Annotated in this window: 17 protein-coding genes and 1 other RNA gene; 15 read left to right on the top strand and 3 right to left on the bottom strand. The window is 68.8% G+C overall.

Annotation, left to right across the window (positions count from 1 at the left end):
* Positions 1 to 67 precede the first annotated feature (67 nt).
* A complete protein-coding gene (locus M4578_RS01860) occupies positions 68 to 1537 on the top strand; it encodes a DegQ family serine endoprotease (protein WP_420854790.1) in 1470 nt (489 codons plus the stop codon).
* Between the two features lie 78 nt (positions 1538 to 1615).
* Here the strand turns inward: M4578_RS01860 and M4578_RS01855 are convergent, their stop codons facing one another.
* Both M4578_RS01855 and M4578_RS01850 read right to left on the bottom strand, forming a co-directional pair.
* Positions 1616 to 2413: a pyrroline-5-carboxylate reductase family protein gene (locus M4578_RS01855; RefSeq protein ID WP_258091730.1), complete on the bottom strand. Its 798-nt coding sequence runs from the start codon at positions 2411 to 2413 to the stop codon at positions 1616 to 1618.
* A gap of 106 nt (positions 2414 to 2519) precedes the next feature.
* Positions 2520 to 3059: a peptidoglycan-binding domain-containing protein gene (locus M4578_RS01850; protein ID WP_258091729.1), complete on the bottom strand. Its 540-nt coding sequence runs from the start codon at positions 3057 to 3059 to the stop codon at positions 2520 to 2522.
* Between the two features lie 211 nt (positions 3060 to 3270).
* Between M4578_RS01850 and M4578_RS01845 the strand changes: the two genes are divergently transcribed.
* The 5 genes from M4578_RS01845 (at position 3271) to M4578_RS01825 (ending at position 8033) form a co-directional block, all read left to right on the top strand.
* Positions 3271 to 3594, top strand: a complete 324-nt coding sequence (locus M4578_RS01845; protein ID WP_258091728.1) for a 2Fe-2S iron-sulfur cluster-binding protein — start codon at positions 3271 to 3273, stop codon at positions 3592 to 3594.
* A 20-nt stretch (positions 3595 to 3614) separates the two neighbouring features.
* A complete protein-coding gene (locus tag M4578_RS01840; protein ID WP_258091727.1) occupies positions 3615 to 4352 on the top strand; it encodes a VCBS repeat-containing protein in 738 nt (245 codons plus the stop codon).
* A gap of 144 nt (positions 4353 to 4496) precedes the next feature.
* Positions 4497 to 5309 carry a TIGR00282 family metallophosphoesterase gene (locus tag M4578_RS01835; RefSeq protein WP_258091726.1) on the top strand — a complete coding sequence of 271 codons (813 nt, stop codon included), beginning with the start codon at positions 4497 to 4499 and terminating at the stop codon, positions 5307 to 5309.
* Positions 5306 to 6232 (top strand): DMT family transporter, encoded by a 927-nt coding sequence (locus M4578_RS01830; RefSeq protein ID WP_258091725.1) that lies wholly within the window; start codon positions 5306 to 5308, stop codon positions 6230 to 6232. Before M4578_RS01835 ends, M4578_RS01830 begins: the two co-directional genes overlap by 4 nt.
* A gap of 22 nt (positions 6233 to 6254) precedes the next feature.
* Positions 6255 to 8033: an SLC13 family permease gene (locus M4578_RS01825; RefSeq protein ID WP_258091724.1), complete on the top strand. Its 1779-nt coding sequence runs from the start codon at positions 6255 to 6257 to the stop codon at positions 8031 to 8033.
* A 70-nt stretch (positions 8034 to 8103) separates the two neighbouring features.
* Here the strand turns inward: M4578_RS01825 and M4578_RS01820 are convergent, their stop codons facing one another.
* Positions 8104 to 8838 (bottom strand): glutamine amidotransferase, encoded by a 735-nt coding sequence (locus tag M4578_RS01820; protein ID WP_258091723.1) that lies wholly within the window; start codon positions 8836 to 8838, stop codon positions 8104 to 8106.
* Positions 8839 to 9015: 177 nt separating this feature from the next.
* Here M4578_RS01820 and M4578_RS01815 point away from each other — a divergent pair, with 177 nt between their 5' ends.
* The 9 genes from M4578_RS01815 to M4578_RS01775 all read left to right on the top strand — a co-directional run bounded on the left by M4578_RS01815 (position 9016) and on the right by M4578_RS01775 (position 15117).
* Positions 9016 to 9756, top strand: a complete 741-nt coding sequence (locus M4578_RS01815; RefSeq protein WP_258091722.1) for a YebC/PmpR family DNA-binding transcriptional regulator — start codon at positions 9016 to 9018, stop codon at positions 9754 to 9756.
* Positions 9757 to 9909: 153 nt separating this feature from the next.
* A complete protein-coding gene (locus M4578_RS01810) occupies positions 9910 to 10650 on the top strand; it encodes an alpha/beta fold hydrolase (RefSeq protein ID WP_258091721.1) in 741 nt (246 codons plus the stop codon).
* Positions 10647 to 11240 (top strand): histidine phosphatase family protein, encoded by a 594-nt coding sequence (locus M4578_RS01805; RefSeq protein ID WP_258091720.1) that lies wholly within the window; start codon positions 10647 to 10649, stop codon positions 11238 to 11240. The genes M4578_RS01810 and M4578_RS01805 overlap by 4 nt, the downstream gene beginning before the upstream one ends.
* 26 nt (positions 11241 to 11266) lie before the next feature.
* The gene (locus tag M4578_RS01800; protein ID WP_258091719.1) at positions 11267 to 11704 is read left to right on the top strand and encodes a VOC family protein; all 438 of its coding nucleotides are present in this window, start codon (positions 11267 to 11269) and stop codon (positions 11702 to 11704) included.
* Positions 11705 to 11816: 112 nt separating this feature from the next.
* Entirely contained in the window at positions 11817 to 12830 is a 1014-nt protein-coding gene (locus tag M4578_RS01795) for an ester cyclase (protein ID WP_258091718.1), read from the top strand.
* A gap of 196 nt (positions 12831 to 13026) precedes the next feature.
* The gene (locus tag M4578_RS01790; RefSeq protein WP_258091717.1) at positions 13027 to 13737 is read left to right on the top strand and encodes an alpha/beta fold hydrolase; all 711 of its coding nucleotides are present in this window, start codon (positions 13027 to 13029) and stop codon (positions 13735 to 13737) included.
* 47 nt (positions 13738 to 13784) lie between these two features.
* An RNA gene (gene rnpB, locus M4578_RS01785) (RNase P RNA component class A) lies at positions 13785 to 14282 on the top strand.
* Positions 14283 to 14388: 106 nt separating this feature from the next.
* A complete protein-coding gene (gene rpmG / locus M4578_RS01780; RefSeq protein WP_008885060.1) occupies positions 14389 to 14556 on the top strand; it encodes a 50S ribosomal protein L33 in 168 nt (55 codons plus the stop codon).
* A gap of 111 nt (positions 14557 to 14667) precedes the next feature.
* Positions 14668 to 15117: an HIT family protein gene (locus tag M4578_RS01775; RefSeq protein ID WP_258091716.1), complete on the top strand. Its 450-nt coding sequence runs from the start codon at positions 14668 to 14670 to the stop codon at positions 15115 to 15117.
* Positions 15118 to 15145: the final 28 nt, after the last annotated feature.

Genomic DNA, 15145 nt, shown 5'->3' with positions numbered 1-15145 from the left:
TGAGGAGGCAGGGCAGCCGGCGCGCGCCCTCACGCGCGGCTGCCCTTCCGCAAAGAAGGAGACCCAGGTGAAACCCCAAACACTTGCTGTGACGCGCGACAACGCCACACCGCTTCGGCTGTTCTGGCTTGCGACGCTGTCGATGTTCCTGATCGTATCGCAGGCTCTGATGGCGCAGGCGCGTGGCGTGCCCGAGAGCTTTGCCGATCTGGCCGAACGCATCAGCCCCTCGGTGGTGAACATCACCACCTCGACCATGGTCGCCGGCCGCACCGGGCCGCAGGGGATCGTGCCCGAAGGGTCGCCCTTCGAGGATTTCTTCCGCGAGTTCCAGGACCGCAACGGCCCGCAGGGCGACCGGCCGCGCCGCTCTTCGGCGCTGGGCTCGGGCTTTGTGATCTCGGAGGACGGCTATATCGTCACCAACAACCACGTCATCGACGGCGCGGACGAGATCGAGATCGAGTTCTTCGAGGGCTTCACGCTGCCCGCCAAGCTGGTCGGCACCGATCCCAACACCGACATCGCGCTGCTCAAGGTCGATGCGGACGAACCGCTGAAATTCGTCAATTTCGGCGACAGCGATCAGGCGCGCGTGGGCGACTGGGTCATGGCCATGGGCAACCCGCTGGGCCAGGGCTTTTCGGTCTCGGCAGGCATCGTGTCGGCCCGCAACCGGGCGCTTTCGGGCACCTATGACGATTACATCCAGACCGACGCGGCGATCAACCGCGGCAACTCGGGCGGCCCGCTCTTCAATATGGAAGGCGATGTCATCGGCGTGAACACCGCGATCCTGTCGCCCAACGGCGGCTCGATCGGCATCGGCTTCTCGATGGCCTCGAACGTGGTGACCAAGGTGGTGACCCAGCTCAAGGAGTTCGGCGAGACCCGCCGCGGCTGGCTGGGCGTGCGCATCCAGGACGTGACCGACGACATGGCCGACGCGCTGGGTCTGGCCTCGGCCAAGGGCGCGCTGGTTTCCGACGTGCCCGAAGGTCCGGCGATGGATGCCGGCATGGAAGCGGGCGACGTGATCGTCAGCTTCGACGGCAAGGAGATCGAGGACACCCGCCAGCTCGTGCGCATCGTCGGCAATACCGAGGTGGGCAAGGCCGTGCGCGTGGTGGTGAACCGCAACGGCACGACCGAGACGCTGCTGGTGACTCTGGGCCGTCGCGAAGAGGCCGAGCGGACCTTCCCCGCCTCGCAGGAGGTGACCCCGGAAGAGCCGTCCGAGCTGGAGCTGATGGGGCTCACGCTGACCCCGCTGACGCAGGAGCTGCGCGACGAGATGCAGCTTCCCGCCAGCGCCACGGGGCTGGCCGTGACCGCGGTGGACGAAACCTCGGAAGCCTTCGAGAAGGGCCTGCGCGCGGGGGATGTGATCACCGAAGCCGGTCAGGCGCAGGTGCTGAGCGTTGCCGAGCTGCAGGACAAGATCGACGAGGCCAAGGAGGCGGGGCGCAAGTCGCTGCTGCTTCTGGTGCGCCGGGGCGGCGATCCGCGCTTCGTGGCGCTGTCGCTCGAGGAGTGATCCGGGGCGCGGGAGACCGCGTTTGAGACCTCGGAGAAAGCGGGCCCTCGGGCCCGCTTTTTCATGTGATGCGCTGTCTCAGCCGATGCCCCGGGCACGGTCGGCGGCGGCGGCGAGCCCCTCGGCGATGGCGGCGCGGATCGGGCCCTCTTCCATCACGGTCAGCCCGGCGGCGGTGGTGCCGGCATAGTCGATCATCTCGGCCACATGGGCGGCGGGGGTCTTGTCGCCTTCGGCCAGCATCCGGCCGCCGGCCAGAAAGAGCTGCCGGATCGCGCGGTCGGCCAGATCGGGCGGGGCGCCCGCGTCGATGGCGTAACGGGTCATGGCGTCGGCAAAGAAGGCCACGAATCCCGGCACCGGGCCGGTCAGGGCGGTGAACTGGTCGATCAGCGCTTCGCTGGCGACCTCGTCGCTGGTGCCGATGGCCTCGAACAGCCGCGTGGCGCGCTGCCGGTCCTCCGCGCTCACCGGATCGCTGGCGATCCAGGGCGTGTAGGCCAGCCGCAGCGCGGCGGCGGGGCTGCTCATGGCGCGGATCACCCGAGGACTGCCGGTGATCCGGCTCAGCGCCGCGCGCGTGACCCCGGCCATGACCGAAAGCACCAGATGACCGCCGGCGGGAAGGCGTAGCCCGGCGGCCTGCGCCGGCGGAACGCACAGCAGCAGCGTGCCGCAGCTTGCGCAAAGCGTCTGCGGATCGGTGGTGAGCGCAAGGCCGGGGAACCGCGCAAGCGGGCCGGCAGAGCCCGAGCGGTTGAGCACGGTGAGTGCGCTTTCGGTGACGCTGCCGCTGGCGATCAGCCCCTGCACGATGGCGCTGCCCAGCATGCCGCTGCCGCCGACGATCCCGATCCGGTCCTTTACGTCTGGCATCCGCTATCCCCCTGCGTGTCCAGGCGGAAGCCTAGCGCGACGCCCGCGAAAACGAAACCGGGGCGCGGGGCGGTATCGGGCAAGGGCCGCCGGCGCCCCTGCGGGCTCAGAGCTCTTCGAGCGGGGTGGCCACCAGACCCAGCGCGCGGGCGGTTTCGAGCGAGAGCTGGCCGCTGTCGAGCCCGCGTTCGGTCTGGTATTTGCGGATCGCCGCGGTGGTGGCGCTGTCGATGCGGCCGCTGACGCTGCCGCTGAAATAGGACCGCGCCGCCAGCGCACGCTGCACCGAGGCGATGAACTCGGGTGTCATCTGGTCGGGGCAGGGGGTTTCGAAGCGCAGCTCGCCGCGCGGGCGCACCACCTTCGGCACCGGGGCGCGGCGATAGATCGGCGGGCGGATCACCGTGCCGTCCTCGGCGATCTCGGCCTGCACGACCTGGATCTCGCCCATCACATGTTCATAGATCGCCGGGGTCACCTCGCGCGCCCAGCAGGTGCCGTCGGCAAGCTGCTCGGGCGCGGGCGGGGCTTCGCCCGGCCAGGCTCCGGTGCCGTCGGCGGGCGGCGCGTCGCAGGCGGCGAGCGTCAGCGCCAGCGCGGCGCAAAGGGCGGTGGGGCGGTGCATCTGCTCGGAGCCTCGGTTCATGCGGGCCGTTGCGCCAGAGACTAGCCGGTTTGTTCTCCGGGGGGAAGGTTTGCCTCGGGATGGTCAGGAAACGGGCAGAGCGGGTGCGCAGGGTGCGGCACATTTGACGAACATCCGCCCCCTGCGGCCTCGCGTCCCGGCGATGGGGCTGGCGTTGCCGTCGCGGGCTGACTAGGTAGGGGCGAGATCGAGACGATGGAGCGACCAGGCAATGGCCAAGATCACCTATATCGAGCATAACGGCACAGAGCATGTGGTGGATGTGCCGACCGGGCTGACCGTGATGGAAGGGGCCCGCGACAACAACATTCCCGGCATCGAGGCCGATTGCGGCGGCGCCTGCGCCTGCTCGACCTGCCACGTCTATGTGCATCCCGACTGGGTGGCCAAGCTGCCTCCGAAGGAGGACATGGAAGAGGACATGCTGGATTTCGCCTACGAGCCCGATCCCGCACGCTCGCGGCTGACCTGCCAGCTTAAGGTGTCCGATGCGCTGGACGGGCTGATCGTGCAGATGCCGGAGAAGCAGATCTGAGCGGCGCGCCGCGACAGCTCTTGCGCCGCTGGCGCCGGACCGCGCGCGGCGCGGTGGCGGCGCTGGGCCTGTGGCTGACGCTGCCGGGCGCGGCAGAGGCCGCCCCGCGCCTGATTGCCGCCGAATATCTGGAACCGACCACGCGCTACGATCACGGCGTGCTGGGCGACGCGGTGGAATGGGGCGCGCTGCGCCTGCGGATCGAGGACTGCGCGGGCTGCGGCAAGCGCGACGTGGTGATCCGGCTGCCGCAGGAGCGGGTGTTCGAGGATGTGGCGCCCCGGCTCGTCGATCTGGGCGGGCGGGACGCGGTGATGGTGGTGGAAAGCGATCTGGCGCGCGGCGCGCGGCTGGCGCTTTACACCGAGACCGGGCTGCTGGCCGCCGCGCCCTTCATCGGCCAGCGCAACCGCTGGCTCGCGCCGGTGGGCGCCGGCGATTTGGACGGAGACGGGCGCATAGAACTGGCCTATGTGGACCGCCCGCATCTGGCAAAGCTGCTGCGCGTCTGGCGCTATGTGCCCGGCAGCCGCGAGCTGCGCGCGGTCGCGCAGCGGGCGGGGCTGACCAATCACCGGATCGGCTGGGGCTATATCGAGGGCGGGCTGCGCGATTGCGGCGCCGGCCCCGAGATGATCACCGCCGATGCGGTCTGGGGACGGGTCATGGCCTCGCGCCTGCATGCGGGCCGGATCGAGACCCGCGCCCTGGGGCTTTACGGTGCCGGGGCCATGCGCGCGGCGATGGACTGCCGGTAGCGCAGCGCCCCGCCATCCGGCGCGGTCCGGCGATCAGGCGGGGGCCGGTTTCGAAGCCATCCGGTCCCGGACAGGTCCGTCCGGTCCGCGTCCGCCTGCAAATGGGGCTTTGCTTTCCGCGCCGTCCCTTTTACGGATTGAACCATGAGATTGCTTTTTCTTGGAGATGTGGTGGGCCGGGCCGGGCGCGCCGCCATCTCGGAAACCCTTCCCCGGCTGCGCGATGACTGGAAGCTCGACTTCGTGGTCGTGAATGGCGAGAACGCCTCGAACGGGGCGGGTCTGACCGGCGAACATGCCAAGGGGCTGCTCGAGGCGGGCGCCGATGTGGTGACGCTGGGCGATCATGCCTTTGATCAGAAGGACATGCTCAGCTTCATCGAGAGCGAGCCGCGGGTGATCCGCCCGCTGAACTTTGCCAAACAGGCGCCGGGGCGCGGGCACGGGCTGTTCAAGGACCGGCGCGGGCGCAAGGTGCTGGTCACCCAGGTGCTGGGGCAGGTCTTTATGAAACGCCCCTTCGACGATCCTTTCTCGGCGATGGATGCGGTGCTGCGCGCGCATCCGCTGGGCGGTCAGGCGCAGGCCATCCTGGTCGATGTGCATTGCGAGGCGACCTCGGAAAAGATGGCGCTGGGGCATTTCTGCGACGGGCGGGCGAGCTTGGTGGCGGGCACCCATACCCATGTCCCCACCGGCGACGGGCAGATTCTGCCCAAGGGCACCGGTTTTCTGTCCGATGCGGGCATGTGCGGCGATTACGATTCGGTCATCGGCATGGACAAGGTCGAGCCGATGCGCCGCTTCGTCACCGGCATGAGCAAGACGCGCTATCAGCCGGCGCTGGGCGAGGCCACGCTCTGCGGGCTGTTTGTCGAGACAGACGACCGCACGGGCAAGGCGGTGGCCGTGAAGATGGTGCGCCAGGGCGGGCGGCTGGAGGCCTCGGGGCCGTGATCCGCCGGCTTGCGCCGTTTCTGGCGCTGGCCGCGATCGGAGCCGCCTGGGGCGCGACGCAACCTCTGGCGAAACTGGCGGTCTCTGAAGGGTATCGGCATTTCGGGCTGCTGTTCTGGCAATTGAGCATCGGCGCGGTGCTGCTGGGCGGCGTGACGGTGCTGCGCGGACGCGGGCTGCCCTTCGACCGGCGCAGCCTGCCGCTTTATCTGATCATTGCGCTGGTGGGCACGGTGCTGCCGGGCGTCACCTCTTACACCGCGGCGATCCACCTGCCGTCCGGGGTGCTGTCGATCCTGCTGAGCTCGGTGCCGCTCTTCACCTTTCCCATGGCGCTTGCGCTGGGCAACGACCGGTTCAGCGTCCGGCGGTTTCTGGGCCTGTGCCTGGGGATGCTCGGGGTGGCGATTCTGGTGCTGCCCAGGGCAAGCCTGCCGGATCCGGCGATGGCGGCCTGGATTCCGGTGGCGCTGATTTCCTCGGCGTTCTACGCGGCAGAGGGCAATTACGTGGCACGCTGGGGGATGCGCGGGCTCGACCCGGTGCAGACGCTGGCAGGGGCTTCGGTGCTGGGGGCGGCGATCTGCCTGCCGCTGGCGCTGGCGACGGGGCAGTTCATCGACCCGCGCCCGCCCTGGGGCGTGCCCGACCGCGCGCTGGCGGCCAGCGCGCTGCTGCATGCGGTGGCCTATGCGGGATATGTCTGGCTGGTGAGCCGGGCGGGGGCGGTGTTTGCGGTGCAGGTGAGTTATCTCGTCACACTCTTCGGGCTGTGCTGGGCGATGCTATTTCTGGGCGAAGCCTATACCGGCTGGGTCTGGGCGGCGCTGCTTGTGCTGTTCTCAGGGATGGCCCTGGTGCAGCCGCGACCGCGCAGCACGCTTGCAAGACCTCTGACGCCTCGTCAGAATGCGCCGGGTTGAGCAGAAACAGGCTATTCATTCCATGAATTTGATTGATCTGAGTCAGACGGCCCAGGCCTATGTCACGATTGCCACGGTCGTGGCGATGTTCGTGATGTTCGTGCGCGAGCGCTATCCGACCGAGGTGGTGGCCATCGGCGGGGTTGCGGTGCTGCTGGCACTGGGGGTTCTGCCCTATGATGCGGCGCTGAAGGTGCTGTCGAATCCGGCCCCCTGGACCATCGCCGCGATGTTCGTGGTGATGGGCGCGCTGGTGCGCACCGGCGCGCTGGATGCCTTTGCCACCTTCGCACAGGGCCAGGTGGCGCGGCGTCCGCGCCGGGCGATCGCGCTGATCATGCTGGTGGTGATTCTCGCCTCGGCCTTCATGAACAACACGCCGGTGGTGGTGATGATGCTGCCGATCTTCGTGCAGATCTCGCATTCGCTTGGGGTGCAGCCCTCGAAATTGCTGATCCCGCTGAGCTATGCCGCGATTTTGGGCGGCACCACCACGCTGATCGGCACCTCGACCAACCTGCTGGTGGACGGGGTGGCCCGCAGCCAGGGCATGGCGCCCTTCACGATCTTCGAGGTCACGCCGCTGGCGGTGATCCTCGTGGCCTGGGGCATGCTCTATCTGGTGGTGGCGGGCCGCTTCCTGCTGCCCGAGCGGCATTCCATGGCCGGGATGCTGTCGGACCGGTCGCGGATGAAATTCTTCACCGAGGCGGTGATTCCACCCGAATCGAACCTCATCGGCCGCGAGGCTCTGGGAGTGCAGCTCTTCAAGCGCGAGGGGGTGCGGCTGATCGACGTGATCCGCGGCGATGCCTCGCTGCGCCGCGATCTTCAGGGCGTTGTGCTCGAGGTGGGCGACCGGGTGGTGCTGCGCACGCAGATGACCGAGCTTCTGAGCCTGCAACGCAACAAGTCGCTGAAGCGGGTGGACCAGATCTCGGCCAAGGAGACCACCACGGTCGAGGTGCTGATCACCCCGGGCTGCAAGATGGTGGGCCGGTCGCTGGGCGCGATGCGGCTGCGGCGGCGCTATGGCGTCTATCCGCTGGCGGTGCACCGCCGCAACCAGAACATCGGCCGCAAGCTCGACGATCTTGTGGTGCGGGTCGGCGATACGCTGCTGCTCGAGGGCGCGCCGGAGGACATCAAGCGGCTGGCGGGCGATATGGAGCTGGTGGATGTCTCGCATCCCTCGGCGCGGGCGTTCCGGCGCGGTCACGCGCCGATCGCCATCGGCGCGATGGCCGGGATCGTGGTGCTTTCGGCGCTGGGGGCCGCGCCGATCCTGGCGCTGGCGGTGATCGCGGTTGCGGTGGTGCTGCTGGCGCGCTGCATCGACGCGGACGAGGCGTTTTCCTTTGTCGAAGGGCAGTTGCTGGCGCTGATCTTCGCCATGCTGGCCATCGGTGCGGCGCTGGATGCCTCGGGCGCGGTGGCGCTGATCGTGGGCGCGGTGGCGCCGGTGATGGAGCTGCTGCCGGGGCCCTTGCTGATCTGGGCGGTGTTCCTGCTGACCTCGGTGCTGACCGAGGCGGTCAGCAACAACGCGGTGGCGGTGGTGGTGACGCCCATCGCGATCTCGCTGGCCGAGGCGCTGGGGGTCGATCCGCGCCCGCTGGTGGTGGCGGTGATGGTGGCGGCCTCGTGCAGCTTCGCCACGCCCATCGGCTATCAGACCAACACGCTGGTTTACGGGCCCGGCGGCTACCGGTTCTCGGATTTCCTCAAGGTGGGGGTGCCGCTGAACTTCAGCGTCGGGGTGCTTTCGGCGCTGGTCATTCCGCTGATCTGGCCGCTCTGAGAGGCGGGCCCAGGATTTTTCGTACGAAAAATCCTGGGCGCAAAACGCTTCGGAGGAAGCGTTTTGGGGCTCAGCCGTAGCGGCTGACGAAGGTCCGCAGGATCTGCTCCGGCCAGGTTACATTCGCGGCGCGGCACATGGCGATCAGCGCCTCGGCCTCGGAGGGCTCGAAATAGCCCTTGTGGCGGTAGATGCGGATCCGGGTTTCGAAGCCGGCGGCGTCGGCCTCGGGGTGGAACTGCGTGGCATAGACATTCTCGCCATGGCGGATCATCTGGAACGGGCAGGGGGCCGAGCGCAGCAGATGCACGCAGCCGCGGGGCAGGTGCTGCACCGCCTCCTTGTGCCCCACGAAAGCGTCGAAGCGCTCCGGCAGCCCGGCAAGCAGCGGATCGCGCGCGCCCTCCGCCGTTATCTCGCAGGCGACATGCCCCACCGGCTCGCCGTAGCGGGCCTTGCCCACCTCGGCGCCGAGATGATGCGCCAGGATCCCGATGCCGTAGCAGCAGCCCAGAAAGGGCACGTCGGCCCTGGTGATCGCAGGCATCAGCGACAGGCAGGCGGCCTCGATCCGGGCTTCCACCGGGGTCTTCTTCTCGGGGGCGTCCGACACGCAGCCGGGCCCGCCGCCGACGATCACCCCGGCATAGTCGCGCGGATCGAGCCCTTCGGGCAGATCCTCCCGGTCGAGCCGGATGCGGTACACGGCCTCTTCGGACAGCCCGCCCTTGCGCAGAAAGGCGGCGAATTCATCGTCGCTGGCCTCGGTTTCGGGGCGGAGCTGGAGGATCAGAAAGCGGCTCATGAGGCAGGCTTTACCCCGGTTGCGCGTTCCGGAAAAGGGGGCGCTCGCGGTGCGCGCCGGCGGGTGTATTTGCCGGAAAGATGAAAGGGCACGGGCGACGGGCTTGCGGCAGAGCCCGGCTCTGGGCTATAGCGCGTGGCGACATTTCAACCTGATCCGACAAGGCAAGGGGCATCCATGGCCGGCCATTCCAAATGGGCAAACATCCAGCACCGCAAGGGCCGTCAGGACGCGGTGCGCGCAAAGCTGTTCTCGAAATTCTCCAAGGAGATCACCGTCGCCGCCAAGATGGGCGACCCCGATCCCGACAAGAACCCGCGCCTGCGGCTGGCCATCAAGGAAGCCAAGAGCCAGTCCATGCCCAAGGACAATATCGAACGCGCCATCAAGAAGGCGACGGGCGGCGAGGGCGACAATTACGAAGAGATCCGCTATGAGGGCTATGGCCCCAACGGCGTGGCGGTGATCGTCGAGGCGATGACCGACAACCGCAACCGCACCGCCTCGAACGTGCGTTCGACCTTCACCAAGAATGGCGGCAACCTGGGCGAGACCGGCTCGGTGGCCTTCATGTTCGAGCGCAAGGGCGAGATCGTCTACCCGGCGGATGCGGGCGATGCCGACACCGTCATGATGGCGGCGATCGAGGCTGGCGCCGAGGATGTGGAAAGCTCGGAAGACGGCCATGTCATCTATTGTGCCGACACCGATCTGAACGAGGTCTCCACCGCGCTCGAGGCGGAGCTGGGCGAATCCGAGAGCACCAAGCTGATCTGGAAGCCGGGCACCACCACCGAGCTCGATCTCGATGCCATGCAGACGCTGATGAAGCTGGTCGATGCGCTGGAGGACGATGACGACGTGCAGCGCGTGACCACGAATTTCGAAGCCTCCGACGAGGTCATGGCGCAGCTCTGACCGCGTGCCGCGACGCAAGATAGCATAAGGCCCGGGACCGTTCGGTTCCCGGGCCTTTTTCTGTCCGGCGGGCTCCGGTCCGGGGCGAAACCCGGTTGCATCCGGACAGCGCCCGGGGCCACAGTCGCGCCGACCGACCGTGGAGGGAGTGCGATGGCCGAAACCGCTTATCTCGAGGGCCCGAAGGCGCGGCTTGCCTATGCCTATACGCCGGGTTCCGGCCCGGTCGTGGTGTTCCTCTCGGGCTACAAATCCGACATGGAGGGCACCAAGGCAGTGCATCTCGAAGCCTGGGCCGCGGCCCGGGGCCGGGCCTTTCTGCGGCTCGATTATTCCGGCCATGGCCAGTCCGGCGGCGCCTTCCAAGAGGGCTGCATCGGCGACTGGGCGGCGGATGCCCAGGCGGTGATCGAGGCGGTGACCGAGGGGCCGCTGCTGCTTGTCGGCTCGTCCATGGGGGGCTGGATCGGCTGCCTGATGACCCAAAGGCTGGGCGCGCGGGTCGCGGGGTTCGTCGGCATCGCGGCGGCGCCGGATTTCACCGAGGACGGGTTCTGGGCCGGGTTCTCGGAGGAGGAGCGCCGCAAGGTGATGGAGGAGGGCGTGACCTATCTGCCCTCGGCCTATGGCGATCCCTACGCGGTGACACGGCGGCTGATCGAGGACGGGCGCGACCATCTGGTGCTGCGCGCGCCGCTGCCCATGGGGTTTCCCGTGCGGCTTCTGCAGGGCAGCGCGGACGAGGCGGTCAGCCGCGAGACCGCGCTGCGGCTCTTCGACCATATCGACGGGCCGGATGTGCGGCTGAGCTTTGTGAAGGGGGCCGATCACCGGTTTTCGGAGCCGGAGAATCTGGCGATGATCGAAGCCGCCATTCTCGAGGCCGGGGGATGAGGCAGCTTCTCTTCCTGTCCCATGCGGAGGTGCGGATCGACCCTGCGGTGCCGGTGCCCGACTGGCCGCTGTCGGACAAGGGCCGGGCGCGCCACGCGGCGTTTTCCGACCGCTGCGACGGGGTGAGCGCGATCTATTGCAGCGCCGAGCGCAAGGCGCGCGACGGGGCGGAGATCCTTGGCGACCGATTGGGCCTCGTGCCGCAGATCGTCGAGGCGCTGCACGAGAACGACCGCTCGGCCACGGGCTATCTGCCGGCCGAGGAATTCGAGACGGTGGCGGATGCGTTCTTTGCCCGCCCGGAGGAGAGCGTGCGCGGATGGGAGCGGGCGCAGGATGCCCAGGCGCGCATCGTGGCGGCGCTGCGCGGGCTGGTGGCCGCAGACGAGACGCAGGGCGATATCGCGGTGGTCGGCCATGGCGGGGTGGGGGCGCTGTTCCGGGCGCATCTGCTGGGCGCCCCGATCGCGCGCAGCCACGATCAGCCCGCGGGCGGCGGCAATGTGCTGCGAGTCTCGCTGCCCGGCTGGCGGCTTGTCGAGGGCTGGGTGCCGATGGAGCGGATGTTCGGCGGCGCGCCGCAGGGCTAGGATATGCACGGCATGGAGGAGCGCAGATGGAACAGAGAATCAGCCTGATCACCCTGGGGGTGCGCGATCTGGAAGGCGCGGCGGCGTTCTACGAGGCGCTGGGATGGGTCCGGACCGAGGGCCCCGGCGGGGTCATCGCCTTCGATCTGCTCGGGCAGACGCTGGGGCTCTTCGGGCTCGACGCGCTGGCCGAGGATATCGGCCTGCCGGTGGACGAGCTGGGCAGGGGCGCGCTGACGCTGGCGCATAACCTGCGCAGCAAGGCCGAGGTCGATGCGCTGATGAGCCGGGCAGAGGCCGTGGGCGCGCGCATCCTGAAGGTGCCGCAAGAGGTGTTCTGGGGCGGCTATCACGGTTATTTCGCCGATCCCGACGGCCATATCTGGGAGATCGCCTACAACCCGTTCTCGCCGCTGCGTGCCGGGGATGGCGCCTTTCGCTGGCAGGGATATGGCGAAGGTTGAGGCCGGGTTGCCGCCCGGGCGCCGAAGCGCGCGTCGGCAGGAAGGGCGTGTGGCAACCATTTCCTAACCCGTGACGTGCCAGACTGCCTCCGAACATAGACAGGAGGGCAGGATGCTTTGGCGCGAGGAGGGGCTTTGGCGCGACGAAGGCGGGCAGGCATATCCGGCGTTTCTGCGTCTGGTGGCCGAAACGCTCTGGAACCGGCGCAGCCTCGAGGCGGGGCTGCGCGATCTGTGCCATCCGCAGATGATCCACCGGCAGGCGCTGGCGATGGGCTATGGCCCCGCCGCGCTGCGGGACGAGGCGGTTGGTCTGCTGGCGGCGCTGCCGGATCTGGCCGCGCGTTCCGAAGATGTGATCTGGTCGGGCGCGCCCCGGCTCGGGATGCTGGGCGCGCAGCGGTTGCTGTTGCAGGGCGGGCATGACGGGGCGGGGCTTTTCGGCGCCGCCAGCGGGCGCCGGCTGCGGTTCCGGCTGCTGGCCGATATCTACGCCAAGGACCGGCGCATCAGCGAGGTCTGGGCGGTGCGCGACACCGGGGCGATCCTGCGCCAGCTCGGGCTGGGGGTTTCCGACTGGGCGCGGCAACATGCCGTCGCGGGCGATCCGGAGGGCGGGCCGTTCCATCCGGGCATCGACCAGCCCGGGCCCTATACCGGGCAGGGCAATGGCAACCAGTGGGGCGCGGCCTTTGCCGGGCTGCTCGAACGGATCATGTCGGCGGCCTTTTCCGAGATCGCCGCGCAATACGATCCCGCCGCGCGCATGGCTTATCCCGGAGGGGTGGCGGCGCAGGGGCCGGGCGGGGCGGAACGGTTCTGGTTCGGGCTGCGCGCGGCCTTTCCCGATGCCCGGTTCCGCATTCACCACCAGATCGGCCTGGAAGAGCGGCTGATGCCACCGCGCGCCGCGCTGCGCTGGTCGCTCACCGGGCGCCATGCGGGCTGGGGGCCTTTCGGCCGGCCGAGCGGCGCCGAGGTACATGTGATGGGGATCAGCCACGCGGAATTCGGGCCCGCCGGGCTGCGCCGGGAATGGACGCTGTACGACGAGGCCGCCGTCTGGATGCAGATCCATGCGGCCAGCGGCCTGGGCACCGCGCCGCGCGCCTTGGCGGCGGAGTGAGGCACGGGCCCCGGGGGAGCGGGGGACGCCGGCGGCCCCGGCGAGGCCGCTTTGGGCAAAGCCTTGCCCGGCCGGCGCATTCCCGCTTTCCCTCGCCGCGCTCTTTGATAGGATTCCGCCAAGGTCCGCACAGAGCAGATGGGGCAGGGAATGGTGATCTCCGCGAGGGAGCGGTTTTTGCAGGTATCGGGGCGGCATGGCTGAGCCGTTGGTGTTGTTGCCCGATCTGATGTGCGATGCGCGGCTCTACGGGCCGCAGATCGCCGATCTTTCGCGGGAAATGGCGGTGATGGTCGCACCGGTGACCGGCGGCGAACGGGTCGAGGAGGTCGCCTCGGGGCTGCTCGATCTGATGCCGCGGCGCTTTGCTCTGGCCGGGCTGGGGCTCGGCGGGATCGTCGCGATGGAATTGCAGCGCCGGGCGCCGGACCGCGTCTCGCGGCTGATGCTGATGAGCACCACGCCGCTGCCCGAGACGCCGCAACAGGCCGCCGAGCGCGATCCGCTGATCATCAAGGCGCGCGCCGGGCGGCTGGACGCGGCGGTGCGGGCGATGATGCCGGGCGACAGCCTGGCGCCCGGGCCGTTCAAGATGGAAATCCTCGCCATGCTCGACGAGATGGCCGCGGGTCTTGGGGTCGAAGCCTTTGTGCGGCAGGTCCGCATTCTTCAGCGGCGGCGCGACCAGCAGGGCGCGCTGCGCCGGATGCGGGTGCCGGTGACGGTGCTTTGCGGCGCGCATGACCAGCTCTTCCCGGTCAAGCGGCAGGCGTTTCTGGCCGAGCTGATCCCGGGCGCGAGGCTGGAGGTGATCGAGGAGGCGGGCCATCTGCCGCCGCTCGAGGCGCCGGACGCGGTCAGCGCGGCGATCCGCGCCTGGATGAAAGAGCCGCTGCTGCTGCGCTGAGCGCCGGCCATTGACGCCGCCACATGCCGCGCCTATGTCGGGCGCGCGTGGAGGGCCGGGCGGCCGCTGTCGGCGGGGGAACCCGCCGGGAGAGGAAAGTCCGGACTCGCCGAAGCGCCGGTGCCGGGTAACGCCCGGGCAGGGCAACCTGACGGAAAGCGCCACAGAGAAGAGACCGCCGTCGCACCGAAGGTGCGCCAACGGGAGCACCGAAGGTGCGCCAACGGGAGTACCGGAGGTGCGCCAAAGGGAATACCGGAGGTGCGCCAAAGGAGACTGCGACGGCAAGGGTGAAACGGTGGGGTAAGAGCCCACCGGGGGACGGGCAACCGGACCCGCATGGCAAGCCCCACCGGGAGCAATGCCAAATAGGGACCTCGCGCGGGGCATGATCTCTTCGGGGATATCGCCGCAGGGCGGCTTCGGCCCGAGAGGTCCGGGTTGGCAGCACGAGCCCGCGGGCAATCGCGGGCCAAGAGGAATGGTCGCCGATCGGCAGGGAGACCTGCCGGGAACAGAATCCGGCTTACAGGCCCTCCACGCGTATATTTCCGCACGATGCCCGGTTGACTCGGGCGCGCGCTTGGGTAAAAGGCGGGCTTCAAGGATTTCACGGGACGCGGAAAGCGGCCCCGTTGCAGGAGAAGAAGAATGGCGAAGCCGACCACCATCAAAATCCGCCTGAACTCGTCCGCGGGCACGGGCCATTTCTATGTGACCAAGAAGAACGCCCGCACGATGACCGAAAAGATGACCGTGCGTAAGTACGATCCGGTTGCGCGGAAGCACGTCGAATACAAGGAAGGCAAGATCAAGTAAGCCTTACCTCGTCAGGGACAGTGACAGGCCGCGCGGGACCCCACCTGCGCGGCCTTTTCCTTTTGGGGCTCCAGGCGGGGCGCGCGCCGGGCCGAACCAGGAGGAATCCCGATGCACCCCGACTGCCTCTTTTGCGACATCGCCCGCGGGCGCAGCCCGGCGCATGTGGTCTTCGAAGACCGCCGGTTCATCGTCTTCGCCGACCGCGCGCCGATCCGGCCGGGGCATCTGCAGATCGTGCCGCGCGCGCATTACCCCTGTTTCGACGATCTTCCCCCGGCGCTTGCCGGCGGGCTGATCCGGCTGGGGCAGCGGCTCGCCAAGGTGCTCAAGGCGGAATATCGCGTGGCGCGGGTGGGGTTCGTGCTGACCGGCAACGACGTGCCGCATGTGCACGCCCATCTGGTGCCGATGCAGGAGGCGAGCGACATCACCTCGCGCCGCTATATCCCGCTTGACGAGGTGCCCTTCGCGGCGCCGGAGCCGCTGGACCGGGGCGTTCTGAGCGACACCGCCGACAGGCTGCGGGCGCGGCTTGCGGCGCTCGAGGCGCTTGTGTAACCGCCTCGTCAACGCCGCTTGCGGCTGG

The sequence above is a fragment of the Salipiger pentaromativorans genome (assembly GCF_024721115.1).
GTDB classification, from domain to species: domain Bacteria; phylum Pseudomonadota; class Alphaproteobacteria; order Rhodobacterales; family Rhodobacteraceae; genus Salipiger; species Salipiger pentaromativorans.
This window is presented reverse-complemented; position numbering and strand designations above follow the sequence as displayed.